This window comes from Microbacterium sp. Z10_103 (assembly GCF_058310455.1).
In genome coordinates this window covers 2,646,941-2,665,948 of sequence record NZ_JBZEGK010000001.1, presented here as the reverse complement: position 1 = coordinate 2,665,948, position 19,008 = coordinate 2,646,941, and the positions used below count along the sequence as shown (strand labels likewise).

Sequence of the window (19,008 nt, the reverse complement as noted above, 5' to 3'; positions counted from 1 at the left end):
CATGGAGCGGCTACGACCCGAGCAGGGAGACCGCGATGATCAGCAGGACCAGTCCCACGACCAGCGACATGCCGGTGAGCAAGACCGGCCACCCCGACCCATTCTGGGGTCGCCACCGCAAAGGCCTCATGATCACCGGGATCGTCACGGCCGGGCTCGTCGTCGGGAGCCTCGGTTCGTATGGCGTGCTCCGGTCCATCCCGCCGGAGTTCCCCCTCGTCTACTCCGAGACCATCGAGCCGGGCGCGACCGAGGGGGTCGCGCTGGCCGACCCGGCGATCGCGCTGACCTTCGCGCGGGTAGCCACGGCCACTGGGCCTGCCGTCCTCGCCGTCACCGACTATTCCGGCGGCGAGATCACCGGGATCGATATCAGTGCTGCCACCGGTACCGCTCACACCGAGCCGATCACCGCCTTCAACACTCTCGGCTACGACACGCTCCACGACGTCGCGACCGACGCGTCGCAACCCACGGTCACGGTGGCGGCCTCCGCGGTGCTCACGGCGATCGAGACGCACAAGCACCATGTCGGGACCGGAACAAACTACGTCGAGCACCAGGAGGAGGCGACCATCCACGAGCCGTATCTCTTCCCGAAGGTGGGTGCGATCACCGATTCGAACGAGCCGCTGGCCGCCGGCGTCGGTGGACTGCTCGACTATGAGGTTGAACTCGGCCTCGTGGCGATGAACGACATCACCGCCGAGACCGGCATCCCCGAGTACATGGGCCTTCTGCTCACCAACGACTGGACCGATCGCGAGCTTCTCGTCAGCCAGATCGACCCTGACAACCTGACCGACGCGGCCGGCTTCACCAACGCGAAGAGCCAGCCCGGCTTCTTCAGCACCGGCGACCTGTTCGTGATCCCCGCGGACTGGCAGACCTTCTACCGGGACCTCGAACTCGACCTCTTCGTCAACGGCGACCTGCGCCAGCGCGCCCACCCCGCCGACATGGTCTGGGACGCGGCCGAGCTGATCGAGCAGACCCTCGCCATCGGCGACCGCACGTGGGACAGCGACGGCGTGCAGACTCCGCTCACCGCGGAGCCCGGGGTGATCAGCCGGGGCACCATCATCCAGAGCGGAACGCCGGAGGGCGTGATCTATCGCGCCCCCGACACCCGACAGCGTGTCCTCGGGTTCATGGAGTACGCGGCCAGCTTCGGCACCAACGCCGATTCCATCGTCGACTCCGCCCTGAAGGTCTACGTCCGCGATGCCCACGAGGCGGGCGTGTACCTGCAGCCCGGCGACATGATCGTCACACGCGCGGAGGGACTCGGCCAGATCTTCACGGACATCGTCGCGGGAGAGCGCTCCGAGACCGAGGACCTGAACTGATTCTCGTCCCGGATCGTCCCGCGGCTTCGGCCGCAGGGGCCGATTCGGTGCGACGGATGTGATGGCCCGCGACGCACGTCAAACGTAGGTGGTGTCTCGAGTCATCGGACCTTGACCAGCCCTTGCTGGTAGGCGGCGACGACCAGCTGGGCGCGGTCTCGTGCCCCCACCTTCATCATCGCGCGGTGAATGTGCGTCCGAACCGTCAGAGGACTCACGACCAGCCGCGCGGCGATCTCCTGGTTCGACAGGCCGTGGGCGGCGAGAGCCGTGAGCTCGCGTTCTCTGTCGGTCAGCGTCTCCAGTGAACCCCGGGGCGGCTCGCCGATGCTTCGAGCGCCGCACAAGTAGCGCCCGATCAGCGCGCGGGTCGCCGTCGGCGACAGAAGCGCCTCCCCGCCCACTACCGTGCGAATCCCGGCGAGCAGCACATCCGGGGTCACGTCCTTGCCGAGGAATCCGCTCGCTCCCGCTTCCAGCGCGCGGGCCACATACTCGTCCGTCTCGAACGTCGTGAGGATCAGGACCCGCGTGCGCGCGAGCTCGGGGGCGGAGCAGATCCGCTTCGTCGCGGCCAGCCCGTCGAGGACGGGCATGCGGATGTCCATCAGCACCAGATCGGGCCCGTGCCGCTGCGCGAGATCGACCGCTTCCTCTCCGTTGGCCGCCTCCGCGACGACCACCATGTCGTCGCAGGAGTCGATCAGCATCCGGAACGTCGAGCGCAGGAGCGCTTGATCGTCGGCGAGAAGGATTCGAATCATCCGGTCACCACGTCTTCCTGCCAGGGCGCGAGGGGGATGGTGAGGCAGACCTCGTACCGATCGGGGCCGGTCGGGCCCGCCTGCACCGACCCGCCGACCGCGCGCGCGCGTTCACGCATGCCGATCAGGCCATAGCCTTCCGCTCCGGCCGGGACGCCGCCGACGGAAGTGTTGACGACCCGAACCGAGAAGGTGTGCTCGTCATAGATCAGCGAGACCGTGACGACGGGATCGACCGCGTGTTTGGTGACGTTGGTCAGGGCTTCCTGGATGACGCGGAACGCGGTGAGTCCGACAAGTGACGGCAAGGTCCGCGGGTTCCCGTCGCTGACCACGCTGACGTCCATCCCGGTTGCCCGGCAAGCCTCGATCAGATCGGGCAGCTGGTCGATGCCGGGCGCCGGCGGGGTCGCCTCCGTGGTGTCGTCGCCGGCGCCACGGAGCAATCCGACAGTCGCTTTGAGTTCGCGGAGAGCGGCCGACGTAGAGTCGCTCAGCCCCGCGAGGAGATCTGGCACCTGATCGGGTCGCTTAGCGAGCAGGTGGGCGGCGGTCCCGGCCTGCGCGTTCGCCACGGCGAGATGATGCGCGACGACATCATGCAGGTCACGGGCGATGCGTAGGCGTTCCTCGTCCAACCGGCGGCGTACCTCATCGTCTCGGTTGCGTTCGGCGTCTTCGGCGCGAGCTTGAACCACCCGTAGGTACTCCCGCTGGGCGTGGGCCAGCCGCCCGGCGAACACCGCGGGCAGGAGCCACAGGGCGACTCCGACGGTCTGCAGGAGCACCGCCCCCGTCGTCGGCCGCACCTCCGTTGCGATTCCGGCCACGGTCACCGCCAACACGGCGACACCCGTCCACCCGGCGGCGGTGCGGGCGCCGCGGCGAACCGTGAGCCGGTACAGGCATCCGATCAGCGGCGCCAGCAGCAACGGCGTCGGCAGGTAGCCCATCGCGCACGCGGCAGCCCCGCAGCCGATCGCGACACCGGTCGCGGCCCGCGGATAGCGCACCGACACGAGCAGGGCCGCGCTCGCCACCAGGCTCAGCAACGCTCCCGGCAGGAGGGCGGCCGGCCGGAAGATGCCCTCGGTGCTCACGCTCGCACCGAGGGCCGCGAAGACGAACGCGACCAGCGCCGCCAACACGTTCACCGCGCCGACTCTACCGGGGAGATGACTGCGGGGCTCCCGCATCCGCCAGTTCGGGATGTTCCGGCCCTGCATCCGCCGGATTGCGCGGCTCGTTCTCCAGCGACTCGCCCTCCACGTCCACCCGCGGCAGGACGCGATCGAGCCATCGGGGCAGCCACCAGGCACGTTCACCGAGCTGCTGCAGCAGGGCGGGTACGAGCAGGAGGCGCACGATGAACGCGTCGAAGAAGACCGCGCTGGCCAGCCCGAGTCCGACCATCTTGATGAGCGGTTCATGTGCTCCCGCGAACCCGCCGAACACCGCGATCATGATCACCGCGGCCGCAACCACGACTTTCGAGCTCTGCTGGAAGCCGGTGACGATTGCCTCCCGCGCGGGCAGCCCGCGCACGTGGGCCTCGCGCATCCGCGAGACCAGGAACACCTGGTAGTCCATCGCCAGTCCGAAGACGATCCCGACGAGAAGGATCGGCATCAGACTCATCACCGGCCCCATCTGCTCGACGCCGAGGAGTTCGGCCGCCCACCCCCACTGGAACACGGCGACGATCACGCCCAGCGCGGCGAACAGGGAGAGCAGGAAGCCGAGCGCCGCGGTGATGGGGATCCAGAGGGAGCGGAACACCACCATCAGGAGCAGCACGGCCAAGCCGATCACGATCGCGACGTAGGGCACGAGCGCCGATTGCATCTTCTGCGCCATGTCGATGTCCAGCGCGGTGGTGCCGGTGATCTCGTAGGTCACGTGCTCGGCGATCTCCACATCCGCGCGGGCGGAGCGCAGCTCATCGACAAGTTTCTCGGTGCGCTCGTCGGTCGGGCTCGTCGAGGGCACAGCGCTGAGGATCGCGGTGTCTCCTTGTTCGTTGAAGGTCGCGTCCGAGACCGACACAATCCCGTCGGTCGAGCTGATGCTGTCCACGACCGCTGCCACTGCGACGTCCGGATCCGCCGCATCCCGTGCGTCGACCACCACCGTCAGCGGACCGTTGTACCCCGGACCGAACGCTGCGGCCCGCAGATCGTATGCGCGCCGCTGCGTCTCCGTGACCGACAGCGAGGCGTCCCCGGGCGTGCCGAGCTGGAGCGACAGCGCGGGCACGGCGATTGCGGCGAGCAGACCGACACCGGCCACGGTCACCAGGAGCGGGCGACGCAGCACCAACCGCGTCCATGAGCGCGCTACTGGGTGGCGCGACGGGAGACGGAAATCGCCTCGACGTTGTGCGCGCGACAGAACCCTGTTCGGAGCGAAGCTCAGCAATGCCGGGACGAGTGTCAACGCCACCAGGACCGCGATCACCACCGCACCCGCGGCGGCGAGACCCATCTTCGCCAGCGACGGGATGCCCACCACCGACAGTGCGGCCAGCGCGATCACCACGGTCGTTCCCGCGAAGGCAACGGCCGAGCCGGCCGTGCCCACCGCACGAGCCGCAGCGTTCTCGGCGTCGTCGGGACCATGGCGCTCCTCCCGGAATCGCGAGACGACGAACATCGCGTAGTCGATACCGACCGCGAGCCCGAGCATGAGGGCGAGCATTCCGGTCGTGATCGTCATCTCGAGCGGGCCGGCCACGACCCAGACGCCGAGGAAGGAAATGGCGACACCGATGAGAGCCGTGAGGAGGGGAAGGCCCGCCGCGAGCAGCGAACCGAAGGTCATGAGCAGGACGACAGCGGCGATGGCGACGCCGGCGAGCTCCATGATGCTCATCTTGGTGCCGGTCTTGAGCGCCGACCCCGACATCTCCGCCGTCAACCCCGCGTCGCGCGCGTGGTCCACCGCGTCGGCCAAGGCTGTGCGGGATGCCTCCGTCACCTCGGACGAGGGCACCTCGTACGACACCGAAGCGAAGCCGGTCGCGCCGTCGGCGCTGATGGTGCCTCCGGGCGAGGGTGGAACCACCCGCGAGACCTGATCACCGTCGGTGATGGATGCCAGCGCCTTCTCGACAGCCAGGGCGTTCTCGGCGGATGCGAGCTCTTCGCCCGCCGGGGCGACGAACACGAGGGTCGCCGACGCGGCATCCGTTTCCGCGTCGGGAAAGCGTTCCTCGATGAGGTCGAACGCCTGCTGCGACTCGATTCCCGGAATGGTGGCCCGCGTGTTGACCGGCCCCTCCGATGTGACGGTGAGCGTCACCGCCCCGCCGAGCGCGAGCAGCCACACGGCGACGACCAGCCACCTTCGGCGATAGGAAAAACGACCAAGACGACTCAGCATGCTTGCCATGGGGGAGCACTCCACTTCTCATTGGGACTGTTCCCAGCGTCGCGACCCCTCCCCGTCCCGTCGTCGTGCAGATGCAGGCGGCGCATACGGTGATCGCCGTAGGACCGACGGCGCAGGGACCGACGACGTCGCGGCTGCACCGACGGGTTCACCGCATCGCTTCAGGAACTACGTGGTCGTCGAGGGCGCAGAGAACGGTGTCACCCGACGTGCCAACACGCAGGAAGACGGTGTGGCTGGGGGCAGGTCGGTCCAGGACGAAGTTTCGACGCTCTGGTGAGAAGAGTGTGGGCAGGTCGGCGATCAGGCGAGGATGCGGGTGATGGATTCGACCGCCGCGGCCCGCCTCGTGTCGCTGCTGGCACGCGTGTCGGCCGCCAGGAGGCCGATCGGGGCGAGCTGCCAGGCTTGGGCGACGGCGTAGATGATGACGAGGAGGTCGACTGCGCCGATGGCGGGCGATGCTTGCTGCTGCACTGATTCGACTTTCGCCAGATACGTCTCGAGCGGCTCGGAGGCGGCCTCCGGCCGTTCGAGCTGAGCCCAGAGGCAGATGCGCAGCACCTCGGGCCGACGCTGATGGAAGTCGAAGAGCTCGCCGACCCAGGTCGCCAGATCGGACGGACGAGGGGGTACTTCCTCCGCCATCCGCACGATCGCTTCGGAGAGCGCCGCGTCGAAAAGGCCGCTCTTATTGCCGAAGTAGGCGTAGATCATTCGCACATTGCTCTCGGCATCCTTCGCGATGCGGTCGATCCTGCCGCCCGAGTAGCCATGCGCCGCGAACTCCGTCACCGCGGCCGAGAGAATCCGCGCCCGAGTCGCCTCCGCGTCTCGCTGCCGCATGCTCACTCCGTTCAGTGCCGTCGTTTGACGCGACGTCCATCGCGCATCTAGTCTATAAGTAAACGGCTACTTACATAGGTGCGCCATCGGGCAGCGGGAGGCCGTGTTCTCGTCAACTCCCGACGCCCTCAATCAACCGTGGACCCCGGCCGGCATCCGGTGGCCGGTCGCACCCCTCGACAAATGGATGCAGGGAAGTCGCTCATCAGCGGGACTTCCCGGAAAGAGACACCGAATGACCGAGAACACCCCTCGAATCGCCGTCGTCACCGGGGCCAACCGTGGCCTGGGCCGAGCGACCGCTCGCACCCTCGCCCAGCGGGGCTTCGCCGTGGCGCTCACCTATCGAGGCGATGCTGACGAGGCATCCCGCGTCGTGGAGGAGATCCGCGCCGCAGGCGGTGATGCCATCGCCGCGCGACTCGACCTGGCCGATGTCGCCTCCTTCGCCGATTTCACAGTCTCGCTGCGGCGCGACATCGACGAGCGCTGGGGGCGTTCCGGCATCGACGTACTGGTGAACAATGCCGGGATCGGACTGTTCGGCCGCCTCGAAGACGCCACCGTCGACGAGTTCGACGCCCTGTTCGGAACGAACGTGCGCGGCACGTTCTTCCTCATCCAGGCGCTGGCACCCCACATCAGCGACGGCGGTCGCATCATCAACGTATCCACCTCGCTCACCCGCCACGTCAGCCCCGGAACCTCGCTCTACGCCGCGTCGAAGAAGGCGGTGGAGGCCATCACCCGCAGCCTCGCCGTGGAGCTCGGGCCCCGCGGCATCCGCATCAACAGCATCGCCCCCGGCCCGACGGCCACCGACTTCAACGGCGGCGCCATGCGAGACGATCCCGAGCTGCGTAGCAGCCTGGCCGCCACCACCGCGCTCGGCCGCGTCGGCCAGCCCGACGAGATCGCCGATGCCATCGCAGCCCTCGCGTCGAGCGAGCTGCGCTGGATGACGGCCGAACGCATCGAGGTCTCGGGCGGCAGTCTCCTCTAGACCCTGCTGCGCCGCCGCTACGCGCAACGGGAATGTCGACCGGCTCGCGCCCGGTCTGTTGGCTGTCGGTGAGTTCGAGGCACTTACGCAGCCAGAACGTCGCGTACGCGCGCAGCACCTCTGGGTGGTCGGAGCGGGCTCGCTCTGGTGTTCCTCTTCGCTCCGCAGGTTGCGCCCCGCAGCGGTGCAGTCGTAGAGTCTCGGGTAGAGGTACTAGTTCGTCTACAGCATAGGCGGACCCGATACGTACCGAGTCATCCGAACGACCCCCGAGAGGAAACACATCATGCCCACGAAGATCACGATCATCATCGACAATCCCGCCGACCCCGATGCCTTCGAGAAGGACTACACCGAGATTGCTGCGCAGGCCCGGCAATTCCCCGGGCTCCGCCGGCTCGAGGCGGCGAAGGTCTGGCCCAAGGAGGACGGCACGCCAACACCCGCGTATCGCACGCTCGACCTGTACTTCGACAGTTACGACGATGCGTCAGCTGCCGTCGCCACCCCCGCGGCCGGAGGGTTCTTCCAGCGGCTCTTCGGAACGGGAGCGTCCTTCACCGGGCTCTTCTCTGACATCGAAGCGGACTGACAGTTCGATCTCGGCGGTCCAGCAGCTATCGCAGACACAGGGGCAACGACTGTCCCCTCACCTTCGACGGCGCTGGCCCACGGGCACAAAGGATGGCCCCGGCGCAGTGCGCCGGGGCCATCCTTTCGCTGCGGGCTGTTACGGGCGACCGTAAGTCTCCAGCAGTCGCAGCCAGATCTCGCTGATCGTCGGGTACGAAGGCACCGCGTGCCACAGGCGCTCGATCGGCACTTCGCCGACGATCGCGATCGTGGCGGAGTGCAGCATCTCGGCCACGTCCTGACCGATGAAGGTCGCGCCGACGACCACGTGGCGGTCTTCGTCGACGACGAGCTTGGCGCGTCCGGCGTACCCGTCGGCGTGGAGCTTCGCACCGGCTACCCAACCGAGGTCGTACTCGACGGCGCGGATGTTGAGTCCCTGGGCCAGTGCGCGGGCTTCGGTGAGTCCGACGCTGGCGACCTCGGGGTCGGTGAACACGACGTGCGGTACCGCCTGGTGATCGGCGGTGGCCGCGTGAGCGCCCCACGGCTCGTCCTGCACGGGTCTGCCCTGGATGCGGGCCGCGATGGCCTCGCCTGCAGCGCGCGCCTGATACTTCCCCTGGTGGGTCAGCAGTGCACGGCCGTTGACGTCGCCGACCCCGTACAGCCAGTCGGTGCCCTCCACGAGCATCGTGTCATCCACCGGCAGTGCCTGGCCTGGGGCGATTCCCACGGTCTCGAGCCCCACGTCGGCCGTGTTCGGTCGACGCCCGGTCGAGACGAGGATCTCATCGGCCTCGATCGTGGTGCCGTCCGCGAGCTTCACGGTGACGATGCCGTCCCCATTGCGGTCGACGCGCTCCGGGCCGATGCCCACCCGCACGTCCACGCCGTCCTCGGCCAGCGCCTTGGCCAGGTGCTCGCCGACGAACGGCTCCTCCTGCTCGAGGAGCGCCGTTCGAGAGATCACGGTGACCTCCGAGCCGAGGGAGCGGAATGCGAAGGCGAGCTCGGTGCCGGCCACGCCGCCGCCGATGACGACGAGGCGTCCCGGCACGTGGTCGGCCGCCGTCGCCTCGCGAGTCCCCCACGGCGAGACGGCCTCGAGCCCGGGGATGGGCGGGACGAAGGGCACTGATCCTGTGGCGACCGCGACGGCCTTCGCGCGATAGGTCCGATTGCCGACCTGCACCTCCTGCGCGCCGACCAGGCGGCCGTGACCGCGGATGAGGTCGATTCCGGCGGACTCGAGCCAGCTCACCTGACCGTCGTCTTTCCAGTCCTCGGTGAAGGCGTTGCGGCGTGCCAGAACCGCCGCGACATCCAGCGGACGGGTGACGGCTTCGCGGGCACCGGCGAGGCGCTGGACCGCGCGCAGGGCCTGGCCGCTGCGCAGGAGCGCCTTCGAGGGCATGCACGCCCAGTATGAGCACTCGCCGCCCACGAGCTCGGCCTCGACGATCGCCACGCTGACCCCGCGCTTGAGCGCGTAGTCCGCGACGTTCTCGCCGACCGGGCCGGCCCCGACGACGATCAGGTCGTAGTCGAAGGTCTCGCCGCTCATGACTTGCGTCCTAGCAGGATGCTCAAGCGGATGGCCGAGATGAGGAACAGGATGGCTCCGATGATCGCGTATCCGCCGACGACGGCCAGGGTGGCAGCGCCTGCCGCGCCCATCGCGACGAAGGCGCCACCGGCGAGGACCGATGCGGCGCCGCTGATCATGAGCGGCACCTGACCGCCGGCGCGGCGACGCAGGATGGCGACGATGAACTGCAGGAGACCGGAGACGATGGCCCACACGCCCCACGTGACGAGGGCGGCGGACGTGGAGACGGTGGATGCCAACGCCAGGGCGATACCCGCCACAACGCTCAGGACGACGTTGGTCCACTCCGCAATCCGCGGCGAGCTCGAACGCCCCTCGGAGCGGATCTGGTACAGCACCGAGCCGGCATCGAACAGCGGGTAGATGAGCAGCCATACGGTCAGGAAGGGACTCGGGCTGCCGCCGGTGATGATGAGCGCCACGGCCCAGACGACTGCGAAGGCGAAGCGGGTGAAGTAGAGGCGCCGCAGGGCGCTGCTGAGGCCGGAAGCGGCCCGACTTTCGGTGGTCATGTTGCTTCTTTCAGAGAGGGAATGAGTGATGAACGACTGGTAGAGTTACTAGTACGTCTACAGGGCGACTGTAAACTATCACTACCGCGGGGGCAAGCTCGCACGACAAATCAGGAGCAGACGTGAATGCCGACACCAGCCAGACCGGCAAGCGCCCGCCGTCTGGGCAAGACACGCGCTCGCGCATCCTCGACGCCGCGCGCGACTTGTTCTATTCGCAGGGCATCCGTGCCACCAGCGCCGATCGCATCATCGAAGAGGTCGGCATCACTAAGGTGACCTTCTACCGGCACTTCCGCACGAAGGGCCAGCTCGTGGTCGCCTATCTCGAGCAGCAGGCTGCGGCTGAACGCCAGATACTGGAGGGCCACCGTCATGAGGGCGAGCCGGAGCGGTCGCTGCAGGACGTGGCAGCGGTGATCGGGGCGGCCAGCTGTCATCCCGGGTTCCGGGGTTGCGCGTTCATCAACGCGGCCGCCGAGTACTCCGACCCCGATGATCCGGTACGCACCACGGTCGACGCGCACCGCCGGTGGACCCTGGAGTATTTCGCCGCCATCGCCGCCGATGCGAGGGTGCAGGACGTGGATTCGGCTGCGCGGCAACTGATGCTGCTCCGTGACGGCGCGATGGTCAATGGCTATCTCGGCGAGCCGACGGCGATCGCCGAGTCGCTCGGAGCCGCGTTCGCGTCCATCGTCTCCGGTCTGCCCACGAAGGACGCCGCAGGCAAGGGCGCAGACCTAGCCTCGTGAAGCACGAGACCCCGTAGGGTCCTCGTCGACGAGACGCAGTACGCGCGGGGGAGACCCTCAGGTGGACGGGGCTGGATGTAACTGTTAGGGTTACAACCGGATCTGGAAAGGGCGGTGACCGGTGAGTGCCAACAGCAGGCTGACCATCGCGGCACACGCCCTGACGTGGATTGGTCTCTATCAACGGAGAGGTCATGATGTCGCCACGTCGGAGCAGGTGGCGAAGAGCGTCAACACCAACCCCGTCGTCATCCGCCGTCTGCTGACAGAGATGCGCGCGGCCCGCCTGGTCGAGTCGCGACGGGGAGCGGGCGCGGGGTGGATGCTCTCGAAGGAAATGGCGGACATCACGTTGCTGGACGTCTATCGAGCGATCGAGCCCGGCCCGCTGTTCGCATTGCATCGCTCGACGCCGGATCCCGACTGCGTCGTGGGCTCACGCATCGGCGCGGCCATGACGGCGGTGTATGCGGATGTCGAGAGTGCTTTGCACCAAGAGCTCGCCAAGGTCACGCTCGAGGATGTCCTGCGAGATGTGCTGAGCGCCGCCTGATGTCGGCTCGTTGAAGCCGCGCCGATCGTTTTTCGCTCTGTCGTAACTACAAAGGTTACGACAGAAGGGAGACGCCGCTGCTGCGACTCGGAAGGACGGAGAAACATGGAATTCACCACCATCGGAACGATCGGCGCCGGCGCGGCGGCGCGGGCCGTCGCAGCGCACGCCGCGCGGGCGGGTCACCCGGTGCTGCTGAGCAACACCCGCGGACCCGACACGCTCGCAGCAGCCGTCGACGCCGTCGGACCCGGTGCGACCGGGGCCACGTTCGAAGAGGCCGTGGCAGCAGATCTCGTGCTGCTCGCAGTCCCGTTCATCAACGTGCCGGCTGTCGGTCGGCGGCTGGGTGATTGGACAGGGCGGGTTGTCGTTGACATGACGAACCAATTCGCCGAGGCCAACCCCTACCGCGGATTCGCGGACCTCTCGCCCTTCACTGGGAGTGAGTGGGTCGCGCAGCAGTTGCCCGGGGCCACCGTGATCAAGGCGTTCAACGCCATGTTCGCGACCTTCATCGCACCCGACCCTCGGCACGAGGAGGGCAACCAGGTCGTGTTCCTCGCGGGCGACGAGACCGAAGCGAAGCAGGCGTTCGCGCGGATGGTGACGGCGTTCGGGTTCGCACCGGTCGACCTCGGCGCGCTGCGGGAGGGCGGTGCGCTGATGCAACTCGGCGGCGCGTTGAGCGGCAAGCACTTCCTCGCGCAGACGTGACTCGGCCGTGCGCTTTCACCTGACCAACCATCACCACAAGAGAGGTACACCCCTATGACCACCGACACCCCAACCACCCGCGCCGTCGCCGAGCAATTCCTGGAGCGACTGGGCCGGCAAGACCAGGACGCCATCCAGGAGCTGTTCGCGGCAGACATCGACTGGTATGTCCCCGGGAGCGACACGTTGCCGTGGACGGGGCGTCGCCTCCGACGGGAGGAGGTCGCGTCGTACTTCACCACGATGTGGCCCCGTTTCGTGCCCGGTGAGAGCGATGTCACCCTGGAGAAGCTCCTCGTCGACGGCGGCGACGCGATCGTATTGGCAACATTCGGGCATACGGTCGCGGACACCGGCCGGCCGTACACCACCCCGGTCGCGGTGCACCTGGGAATCGAGGACGGCCAGATCGTGCGCATGCATCTCTACGAGGACACCCTCGTCGTCGCGGAGGCGTTCGCCGGCGCGTAACGGACCCGCCGCAGGAACGAGGAAGGGGCCGGGGGTCAGATGACGCCCGGCCTCTTCGCTCGGTAGGCGGGTCCCACGCCTAGAGGACCAGCCTGCCCGCGGTGACGTCTTCTGCCACGATGCTCAGTCGGGTTTGGGTGGATCGCGCGTGGGCGCGGATGAGTCGGAACGCGGCATCCATGTCGAGTCCGTGGCTCTGGGCGATGTATCCCTTGGCCTGTTCGATGATCACCCGGCTGTCGAGGGCTCGCTGCAGCTGGCCTTGCGCGACCACGGATTCCTCGACAAGTCGTTGCTGAAGGATGCTGATGGTGGCGATGTCGGCGAGGGTCTTGGCGGCAGCCGCGTCCGACGCGTTCAACTCTCCTACGCGGTCGCGGAAGAGGTTCAGGGAGCCGATGACGGAGTTGCGCAGTCGCATGGGGATGGCGTGCAGCGAGGCGAACCCGGAACGGCGGGCATCGGCGGCGAACGCGGGCCAACGGGCGTCTATGTTGCCGAGATCTTCGACAGATACGACCTGTCCGGTGGAGATCGCCTCGACGCACGGCCCTTCGCCGGCGCGGACCTGCATCAATCCGACGAATTCGCTGCGCTCGCTCGTGGAGACCAGGACCTCGAGGTCTCCGATCGGGCTGACGAGGAGGATTCCTGCGGCGGCGGCATCGAAGATGGCCGCGCACTCTTCTACCAGGAGCTGGAGGAGTTCGACGATGTCGAAGTCGTCGATGAGCGAGTCCGCCAGCGTGCCCACTGTCTGAAGCAACTGATCTTCCCGTGTGCTCATAGTTGAGTGTAGGCGCTCAAGGTCAACGGTCGAAGGCCAGTCGCCGCGCAACGACGTCGGCGGCGACCTCGCTCACCGTACGGCCGGAGGAGAACGCGCGACCCCGCAGCACGAGCAGCGCGTCGTCCACCCCGATCGACAGCTGCGCAGCGACCATCCCGGTCGCCTGGTGCATCTCTCGTCGCGAGTGCGGGCCGTCCGGGACGCCGGCATCGACATTGTGGACTTCGTCCAGGGCGCGTCGCAGCAAGTGCCGGGAAGCGACCTCGGCGAGCACCGTCACATCACTGACCGCTTGCCGGGACAGTCGCCCAGGTTGCTCAGAGTAGAGGTCGACCACCCCGACACTGAGTTCTCCGACGAACAATGGGAACGCGTATACCGCTCCGATGGGAAGCGCGCGCATCGCCTCTCTCGCGCCGGGCCATTGCGTGCCGCCGCCGCGCTGCAGGTCCGGCTCGAGGATGGGCCGGCGCGTGCGCAGAGCATCCCAGCAGGGTCCTTCGCCCAGATCGATCTGAATCTCGTCGATCCTCGCGGCCACGCCGTCGCTGGCGCACACGGTTTGACTACCGAGCGGTCGGCCGAGGGTGGAGATGACGGCGCCGGTCACATCAGCAGCATCCACAAACGGTCCACATAGATCATCAGCGTGGCCCGCTCCGGTGAGACGCGTGAGGGCCTCGGCGAAGACCTCACGATCGTCGCCCGGTAGAGACTTAGCCATGGATACCACCCGTCCTCGTCAGAATGACTTGGCGCAGGGTCTTGGTGCCGTCACCGTCACAGTAACACCCCCACCCCTCATCCTCCTGAGAGGTGTTACCAGAGATTGCCAGAGGACAAGGTCCCGCGTCACCGCCCGGGCTCTGCCGCCCAGGGATTGCGAAGGATGGCCTCCGCGCGGTAGCTTCAAAGAAGTTGCCCCAGACCCCGGTCGACTCCATGTCATGGACGAGCACCAACGGACCGGGAAATCATAATGGGCACTCTGGAATACGTCACCGCTCAACACATCGCGGAGATCGACGACCGGACGCTGGCGCACTTGCAGATCGTGATCTGCAACAAGCTGCGCCGAGACGAACGATTCACCCTCACGCTCTCCCCCGCGGAAGGGGCAAGCGGCCCGAAGTCGGTGCTGTGGCTCACTTCGTCCCTTCCCCTGCGTTTCACCTACTCCTCGCCGGAGCCCCAGATCATCAACAGGGCGTGGCTGAATGTTCTCGCCGACGCCGCCTTCAGCAGCGCGGGTCTTCGGCTGATTCCCGAACCAGAATCGGGCACACCCAGCCCGCGTCGCCCGGCTCGTCGTGAGGGCGTTTCCGCTTAGATCACGCGGCACGTCCGGTCGATGCGAGGGACGGGCTAAAGCCACCAGTCGATGTCCGGCATGTCGGCTCGGTCGCTGTCATCCGCGAGCAGCGGTGCTGCCGGGTTGATGTGCTCGATATGGATGGGCGTCACCGCGGTCACTAAGACCTCCGTGTACCCGGCGCCCTCACGGCCCAGCGCCACGTATGCAGCGCCCGATCGGACAGCGTCCAGTAGCTCCTGTCTCACCGTGTCTATGCCACCGTCGTCCGGCACGAAGTACCTGGCTCCGTCGATGACAACGTAGTGGTGAAAAACCATGGTTCACCCATCTGTTGGATCGACAGTAGGCACCCGGCCACCCCCGTGTCCCTAGGGCATTGCCATGCCCGGAGGCGCGTGATACCGGCGGCCTGGCCGGGGGTGGGGCACTCCCGTCTCGGCCGTCCGCGCACCGCAGCTCGACCTCCCCGCGACGCTCGGCGCTCAGGGGCGGATGAGCACTTTCAGGGCTTCGCGGGAGTCCATCAAGCGGTACGCCTCGGCGATCTCGGCGAGAGGAAGCTCGCGGTCGAACACCTTGCCCGGGGCGATCGTGCCGTCCAGCACCTGAGGCAGAGCTGCCTCGATGTATGCACGGACGGTGGCAGGCCCGCCGGTCAGCGTCGCGTTCTTTCCGAACAGCGTTGCGAAGCCCACGGGGGCCTCTTCATACTGTGGGACGCCGACGCGGGAGATGACGCCGCCGGGACGGACGATTCCGTACGCCTGTTCGTACGCCGGCATGTGCCCGACGGCCTCGAGGACAACGTGAACGCCTTCACCCCCGGTGAGGTCGAGGACCTTCGCGACGCCCGCTCCTGCGCGTTCAGCGACGACGTGGGTAGCGCCGAACTCCCGTCCGAGCGACGATCATCCTCATGGCGACCCATGAGGATGATCGTCTCCGCGCCGAGCTGCGTGGAGGCGAGGACGGCTGACAGGCAGACGGCGCCATCACCGATGACAGCAACGGTCTTCCCTGCGCGGACGCCACCCTTGTGCGCGGCGTGGTGACCGGTCAAGTAAACGTCGGCGAGCGTCAGCAGCGACGGCATGAGAGCTTCGTCGGTGCCTTCCGGGATCACGACGGCGGTGCCGTCCGCCTGCGGGACGAGCAGCTTCTCCGCCTGCATTGCCGAGGAGGCGCCGTCGAAGAAGCCGCCGTGCACGCAGGAGGTCGTCACACCGTCACGGCAGAAGGTGCAGGTGTTGTCGGACCAGGCGAACGGGACGATCACCGTGTCCCCAACGGCCAAGCGCGTCACCTCGGAACCGACCTCCTCGACCACCCCGATCGCCTCGTGTCCCATGCGGCGTCCCTCCGGCGTCTCCTTCAGGGAGTGATAGGGGTGCAGGTCCGATCCGCACACGCATGAGTAGGTCACACGAATGATCGCGTCGGTCGGCTCCTTGACGGCGGGGTCAGGGACTTCGGCAACGCGCACGTCGCCGGCGCTGTACATCAGGGTTGCTCGCATGAGCTTTCCTCTCTCAACGATGAGCGCAGTGCCCTCCAAGATGCGGAGGATCTTGCCCAGCGGGTGCGAGTGCCACGCGGTGCGGGTCCCGGGGCGAAGCGGACCAGCCCGACGATCAGCCTCAGCCCCTCGTCCTGGGGTGAGACGACCTGGTCGAGCCACGCGTCGGTCACGCGGCTAGTCCAGCCGGACCACACCCATTCAGGGAGCCCCTGGCGGTGGGTGTACTGACTGTGCATCCCCTGCACGTGAGGGCAGTCCTACTGTGGTTCCATGCACAACAAGGCGGAGGTGCGGGAGTTCCTCATGACCCGGCGCGCGTATCTCGCCCGCGGACGCAGCGACGGCGGAATGACCGCACGCGGGCGTCCTTTTCATCCATCCGCCGCCTCATCCCTCCGCGCGGAGGACACAGCATGACCTTCACCGAGCTTCTCGCCGCCCTCGACGCCGGCGAGACCATCATCGGCGGCTCGGCCGCGCACGCGACGATGATCGAAACCAGCCAGGAAGCGCTCCGAATCGCGGGTGAGCTCAACACGGGATACCACGAACCGACGCGGGTGAGGGAACTCCTCGCACAACTCATCGGGCGCCCCGTCGATGACTCCGTCACATTGTTCCCGCCTTTCACCGCGGACTTCGGGAAGAACATCTCGCTCGGAAAGCGCATCTTCATCAACTCCGGCTGCCGGTTTCAGGACCAAGGCGGAATCACGATCGGCGACGACTGTCTCATCGGCCACAACGCCGTGATCGCCACCCTCCACCACGACATCCATCCCGCTCGACGCGGCGACCTCATCCCGTCGCCCGTGGTCATCGGGCGCAACGTCTGGCTGGGAGCGAACGTCACCGTGCTCCCCGGCGTCACCATCGGCGACGATGCCGTCATCGGCGCCGGATCCATCGTCACGAAGGACATTCCTGCCCGATCCATCGCTGTCGGATCGCCGGCCCGTGTGGTGCGCAGCATCAGCGAGTAGGACCGCCACCCGAAGCCGCCGCTCCGTCACCCATCGGGTGCGGTGAGAGCGCACTGCGATGCGCTGGTCATGGCTGAGTCGCGTCGTCCTCGGGTCCTGGTGGCCGATCCGCACGCGTGTCCATGTCCGCGAGCAGCTGCTGCGCAATCACGCTGGCGCGACTGAGGACATCGATTTGAGCGGGGTTGTAGAGGGCGACGATCGACTCGAGGAAGATCTGCTGGGTGGCCGTCGGGCTCCGAGAGAGGTGCGCACCGGGGTCACTCAGCCAGGCATAGTCTGCGAGGTGCCGCGCCAAGGTGGGTGCGTACCTCTCGGCGAGTTGTCGCCGGTCACTTTCGTCGGTGTCCGGTGCCAGAGCATCGAACGCCTCCGTCGCCTCGTCGCGTTCTGCCTCGATCATCCGCCGTAGGTCGGCCATCGCCTCCTGGTCGTACAGCTGCGCGTAGATGAGGACGAGGGCGCGGTCAGCGCTGGACAATCGGGCGGCGACATCTTCGAAACCGCGTGGCACGTCTGTCGCGGAGGACCCCTGACGGATCGCTCCGATCTCCGCTCGCGCACGCTGCAGCCGTTCGATGCTCGTAGCCAGGTCGGCATCGATCGCCGCGAGTGCCTCCGCCGACGTGTGACCGTCTCCACGAACCTGCTCGATCTTTTCGAGTGGCACGCCGAGTTCCCGCAGGCGCCGAATCTGCAGAAGCCGCACGAGGTGCCGCACCTGGTACTGCTTGTAGCCGTTCGGCATTCGGTCCGGCTCGTCGAGGATCCCGACCCGGTGGTAGTGCCGCACCGTGTTAACGGTGGTGCCGGCGAGACTCGCGACCTCTCGTGTGCTCCATGCCATGCGGTCGATCTCTCCCTCTCTTGGCGTCGGTCCCAGCGGTGCGTTCCACGGTTGAGAGCCGGGCCTATTCAAGGCCGTGTGCCGGGCACAGGGTCAAGCCCGGTGGCTGACAGGCGCGCGCCGACCGTTCTGGCCCGACCCGGGAAAGGCTCGCGTGCCGTGGCGTCGCCACGTGCGACACCAGATCAGGAGACGCGGCAGGACACGGCTTGACGTTGTTCTGAGAACACGGTTTCTACTGAGGATCGAATCGAATTTGGCTCGATTCCACGATCCGCTCGAGAATGCCCTCCCGAACCGAATCACTTTCGGGGTCAGCATCTCTGAGCAACACGGAGAAGAACCAGTGACCCGAAAAAAGACGGTGAAGCTCGGAGACGGACACGCGTTGCCGCCCTTTCGCTGGTGGCAGCTGTTCTCGCGCTCCCTTTTTCATCTGTATCTCGCCGGCGAGGGTGGCGCACGGGACACGTGGTCCATCGACTTCCGGCGCGGGGGTGATTCGGACGGCGAGCTGCGCGCGCGGCTTTACCGCGACGGTGCCCACCGAGCCACCTCCAAGCTTCCCGCAGCGTTCCCGGTGCCGGGTGGCACCATCGAAGTCGCTGCCAGCGGCTTCGGACTCAAGCGCTGCCACTACGTGACGCACGACGGGGCGGAATGGCAGCTCACGCCCGATCCCGCCTCAGCGGAGGGGCGGCGTGCGCGTCTTGAACGAACGAACCCGGCGCTGAGCGGAGCGCTGGGTATCGCGTCGGTGAGCGTACTCGCGGTCGCGCTCGTGCTCGGGGTTCCACAGGTCATCGAGCAGATCACGCAGGTCCCGCTCATCGCGGAGACTATCGGCACGTTCGCGAGCCCCTTCCGCCTTCCGATGTGGGCGAACATCTTGCTTCTGGTTGCGACGCTCACGGCGAGCACCGAGCGTGCACTGCGGCTGCGTTACAACTGGCTCCTCGACGGCGGTCTCTTCGACAGCGGCGAGTAGAGAACCCGCACCGACGTGAAG

At 67.3% G+C, this 19,008-nt stretch carries 21 protein-coding genes and 1 pseudogene; 11 read left to right on the top strand and 11 right to left on the bottom strand.

The features are described from left to right. Window positions 1-35: 35 nt before the first annotated feature. Window positions 36-1,349, top strand: coding sequence for a fumarylacetoacetate hydrolase family protein (locus tag AC4FS2_RS13010; RefSeq protein ID WP_491156325.1), 1,314 nt, complete (start codon window positions 36-38; stop codon window positions 1,347-1,349). 101 nt (window positions 1,350-1,450) lie between these two features. On the opposite strand, the gene AC4FS2_RS13005 is transcribed toward AC4FS2_RS13010, so the two are convergent. From AC4FS2_RS13005 to AC4FS2_RS12990, 4 genes are all read right to left on the bottom strand, one after another. After that, the gene (locus tag AC4FS2_RS13005; RefSeq protein WP_491156326.1) at window positions 1,451-2,113 is read right to left on the bottom strand and encodes a response regulator transcription factor; all 663 of its coding nucleotides are present in this window, start codon (window positions 2,111-2,113) and stop codon (window positions 1,451-1,453) included. Continuing rightward, a complete protein-coding gene (locus AC4FS2_RS13000; RefSeq protein ID WP_491177572.1) occupies window positions 2,110-3,267 on the bottom strand; it encodes a sensor histidine kinase in 1,158 nt (385 codons plus the stop codon). The genes AC4FS2_RS13005 and AC4FS2_RS13000 overlap by 4 nt, the downstream gene beginning before the upstream one ends. Window positions 3,268-3,277: 10 nt before the next feature. Further along, window positions 3,278-5,503, bottom strand: coding sequence for an MMPL family transporter (locus AC4FS2_RS12995; protein WP_491177569.1), 2,226 nt, complete (start codon window positions 5,501-5,503; stop codon window positions 3,278-3,280). Window positions 5,504-5,806: 303 nt separating this feature from the next. Then, a complete protein-coding gene (locus AC4FS2_RS12990; RefSeq protein ID WP_491156331.1) occupies window positions 5,807-6,349 on the bottom strand; it encodes a TetR/AcrR family transcriptional regulator in 543 nt (180 codons plus the stop codon). Between the two features lie 235 nt (window positions 6,350-6,584). On the opposite strand from AC4FS2_RS12990, the gene AC4FS2_RS12985 reads away from it, so the two are divergent. After that, window positions 6,585-7,352, top strand: a complete 768-nt coding sequence (locus AC4FS2_RS12985) for an SDR family NAD(P)-dependent oxidoreductase (protein WP_491177567.1) — start codon at window positions 6,585-6,587, stop codon at window positions 7,350-7,352. A 286-nt stretch (window positions 7,353-7,638) separates the two neighbouring features. Then, a complete protein-coding gene (locus AC4FS2_RS12980; protein WP_491156334.1) occupies window positions 7,639-7,944 on the top strand; it encodes an EthD family reductase in 306 nt (101 codons plus the stop codon). A gap of 138 nt (window positions 7,945-8,082) precedes the next feature. Here the strand turns inward: AC4FS2_RS12980 and AC4FS2_RS12975 are convergent, their stop codons facing one another. Both AC4FS2_RS12975 and AC4FS2_RS12970 read right to left on the bottom strand, forming a co-directional pair. Continuing rightward, the gene (locus AC4FS2_RS12975) at window positions 8,083-9,492 is read right to left on the bottom strand and encodes a dihydrolipoyl dehydrogenase family protein (RefSeq protein WP_491177565.1); all 1,410 of its coding nucleotides are present in this window, start codon (window positions 9,490-9,492) and stop codon (window positions 8,083-8,085) included. Further along, the gene (locus AC4FS2_RS12970) at window positions 9,489-10,049 is read right to left on the bottom strand and encodes a DUF308 domain-containing protein (protein ID WP_491156337.1); all 561 of its coding nucleotides are present in this window, start codon (window positions 10,047-10,049) and stop codon (window positions 9,489-9,491) included. The genes AC4FS2_RS12975 and AC4FS2_RS12970 overlap by 4 nt, the downstream gene beginning before the upstream one ends. A 122-nt stretch (window positions 10,050-10,171) precedes the next feature. Between AC4FS2_RS12970 and AC4FS2_RS12965 the strand changes: the two genes are divergently transcribed. The 4 genes from AC4FS2_RS12965 to AC4FS2_RS12950 all read left to right on the top strand — a co-directional run bounded on the left by AC4FS2_RS12965 (window position 10,172) and on the right by AC4FS2_RS12950 (window position 12,545). Next, a complete protein-coding gene (locus tag AC4FS2_RS12965; protein WP_491177563.1) occupies window positions 10,172-10,804 on the top strand; it encodes a TetR/AcrR family transcriptional regulator in 633 nt (210 codons plus the stop codon). Window positions 10,805-10,925: 121 nt separating this feature from the next. Beyond that, window positions 10,926-11,357 carry an Rrf2 family transcriptional regulator gene (locus AC4FS2_RS12960; RefSeq protein ID WP_491177561.1) on the top strand — a complete coding sequence of 144 codons (432 nt, stop codon included), beginning with the start codon at window positions 10,926-10,928 and terminating at the stop codon, window positions 11,355-11,357. A 105-nt stretch (window positions 11,358-11,462) separates the two neighbouring features. Then, entirely contained in the window at window positions 11,463-12,074 is a 612-nt protein-coding gene (locus tag AC4FS2_RS12955; RefSeq protein WP_491177559.1) for an NADPH-dependent F420 reductase, read from the top strand. Window positions 12,075-12,128: 54 nt separating this feature from the next. Next, on the top strand, window positions 12,129-12,545 hold the full coding sequence (locus tag AC4FS2_RS12950; RefSeq protein ID WP_491177557.1) for a nuclear transport factor 2 family protein: 417 nt from the start codon (window positions 12,129-12,131) through the stop codon (window positions 12,543-12,545). 79 nt (window positions 12,546-12,624) lie between these two features. Here AC4FS2_RS12950 and AC4FS2_RS12945 read toward each other — a convergent pair whose 3' ends face one another. Beyond that, on the bottom strand, window positions 12,625-13,332 hold the full coding sequence (locus AC4FS2_RS12945; protein WP_491177554.1) for a GAF and ANTAR domain-containing protein: 708 nt from the start codon (window positions 13,330-13,332) through the stop codon (window positions 12,625-12,627). Window positions 13,333-13,354: 22 nt separating this feature from the next. Then, entirely contained in the window at window positions 13,355-14,059 is a 705-nt protein-coding gene (locus AC4FS2_RS12940; RefSeq protein WP_491177551.1) for a GAF and ANTAR domain-containing protein, read from the bottom strand. A 255-nt stretch (window positions 14,060-14,314) separates the two neighbouring features. Between AC4FS2_RS12940 and AC4FS2_RS12935 the strand changes: the two genes are divergently transcribed. Then, window positions 14,315-14,665, top strand: a complete 351-nt coding sequence (locus AC4FS2_RS12935) for a DUF7882 family protein (protein ID WP_491177549.1) — start codon at window positions 14,315-14,317, stop codon at window positions 14,663-14,665. A 35-nt stretch (window positions 14,666-14,700) separates the two neighbouring features. Here AC4FS2_RS12935 and AC4FS2_RS12930 read toward each other — a convergent pair whose 3' ends face one another. Together AC4FS2_RS12930 and AC4FS2_RS12925 are read right to left on the bottom strand one after the other, a co-directional pair. Next, complete coding sequence (locus AC4FS2_RS12930; RefSeq protein ID WP_491156345.1) at window positions 14,701-14,967, bottom strand: hypothetical protein; 267 nt, start codon at window positions 14,965-14,967, stop codon at window positions 14,701-14,703. Window positions 14,968-15,132: 165 nt separating this feature from the next. Beyond that, window positions 15,133-16,166 (bottom strand): annotated as a pseudogene (locus AC4FS2_RS12925) (alcohol dehydrogenase catalytic domain-containing protein). Window positions 16,167-16,439: 273 nt separating this feature from the next. Here AC4FS2_RS12925 and AC4FS2_RS12920 point away from each other — a divergent pair. Together AC4FS2_RS12920 and AC4FS2_RS12915 are read left to right on the top strand one after the other, a co-directional pair. Next, window positions 16,440-16,586, top strand: coding sequence for a hypothetical protein (locus AC4FS2_RS12920; protein ID WP_491177547.1), 147 nt, complete (start codon window positions 16,440-16,442; stop codon window positions 16,584-16,586). Next, window positions 16,583-17,152 carry a sugar O-acetyltransferase gene (locus AC4FS2_RS12915; RefSeq protein WP_491177545.1) on the top strand — a complete coding sequence of 190 codons (570 nt, stop codon included), beginning with the start codon at window positions 16,583-16,585 and terminating at the stop codon, window positions 17,150-17,152. The genes AC4FS2_RS12920 and AC4FS2_RS12915 overlap by 4 nt, the downstream gene beginning before the upstream one ends. A 67-nt stretch (window positions 17,153-17,219) precedes the next feature. Here AC4FS2_RS12915 and AC4FS2_RS12910 read toward each other — a convergent pair whose 3' ends face one another. After that, window positions 17,220-17,999, bottom strand: a complete 780-nt coding sequence (locus tag AC4FS2_RS12910; RefSeq protein WP_491177543.1) for a MerR family transcriptional regulator — start codon at window positions 17,997-17,999, stop codon at window positions 17,220-17,222. 346 nt (window positions 18,000-18,345) lie between these two features. Between AC4FS2_RS12910 and AC4FS2_RS12905 the strand changes: the two genes are divergently transcribed. After that, window positions 18,346-18,987, top strand: coding sequence for a hypothetical protein (locus AC4FS2_RS12905; RefSeq protein WP_491177541.1), 642 nt, complete (start codon window positions 18,346-18,348; stop codon window positions 18,985-18,987). Window positions 18,988-19,008: the final 21 nt, after the last annotated feature.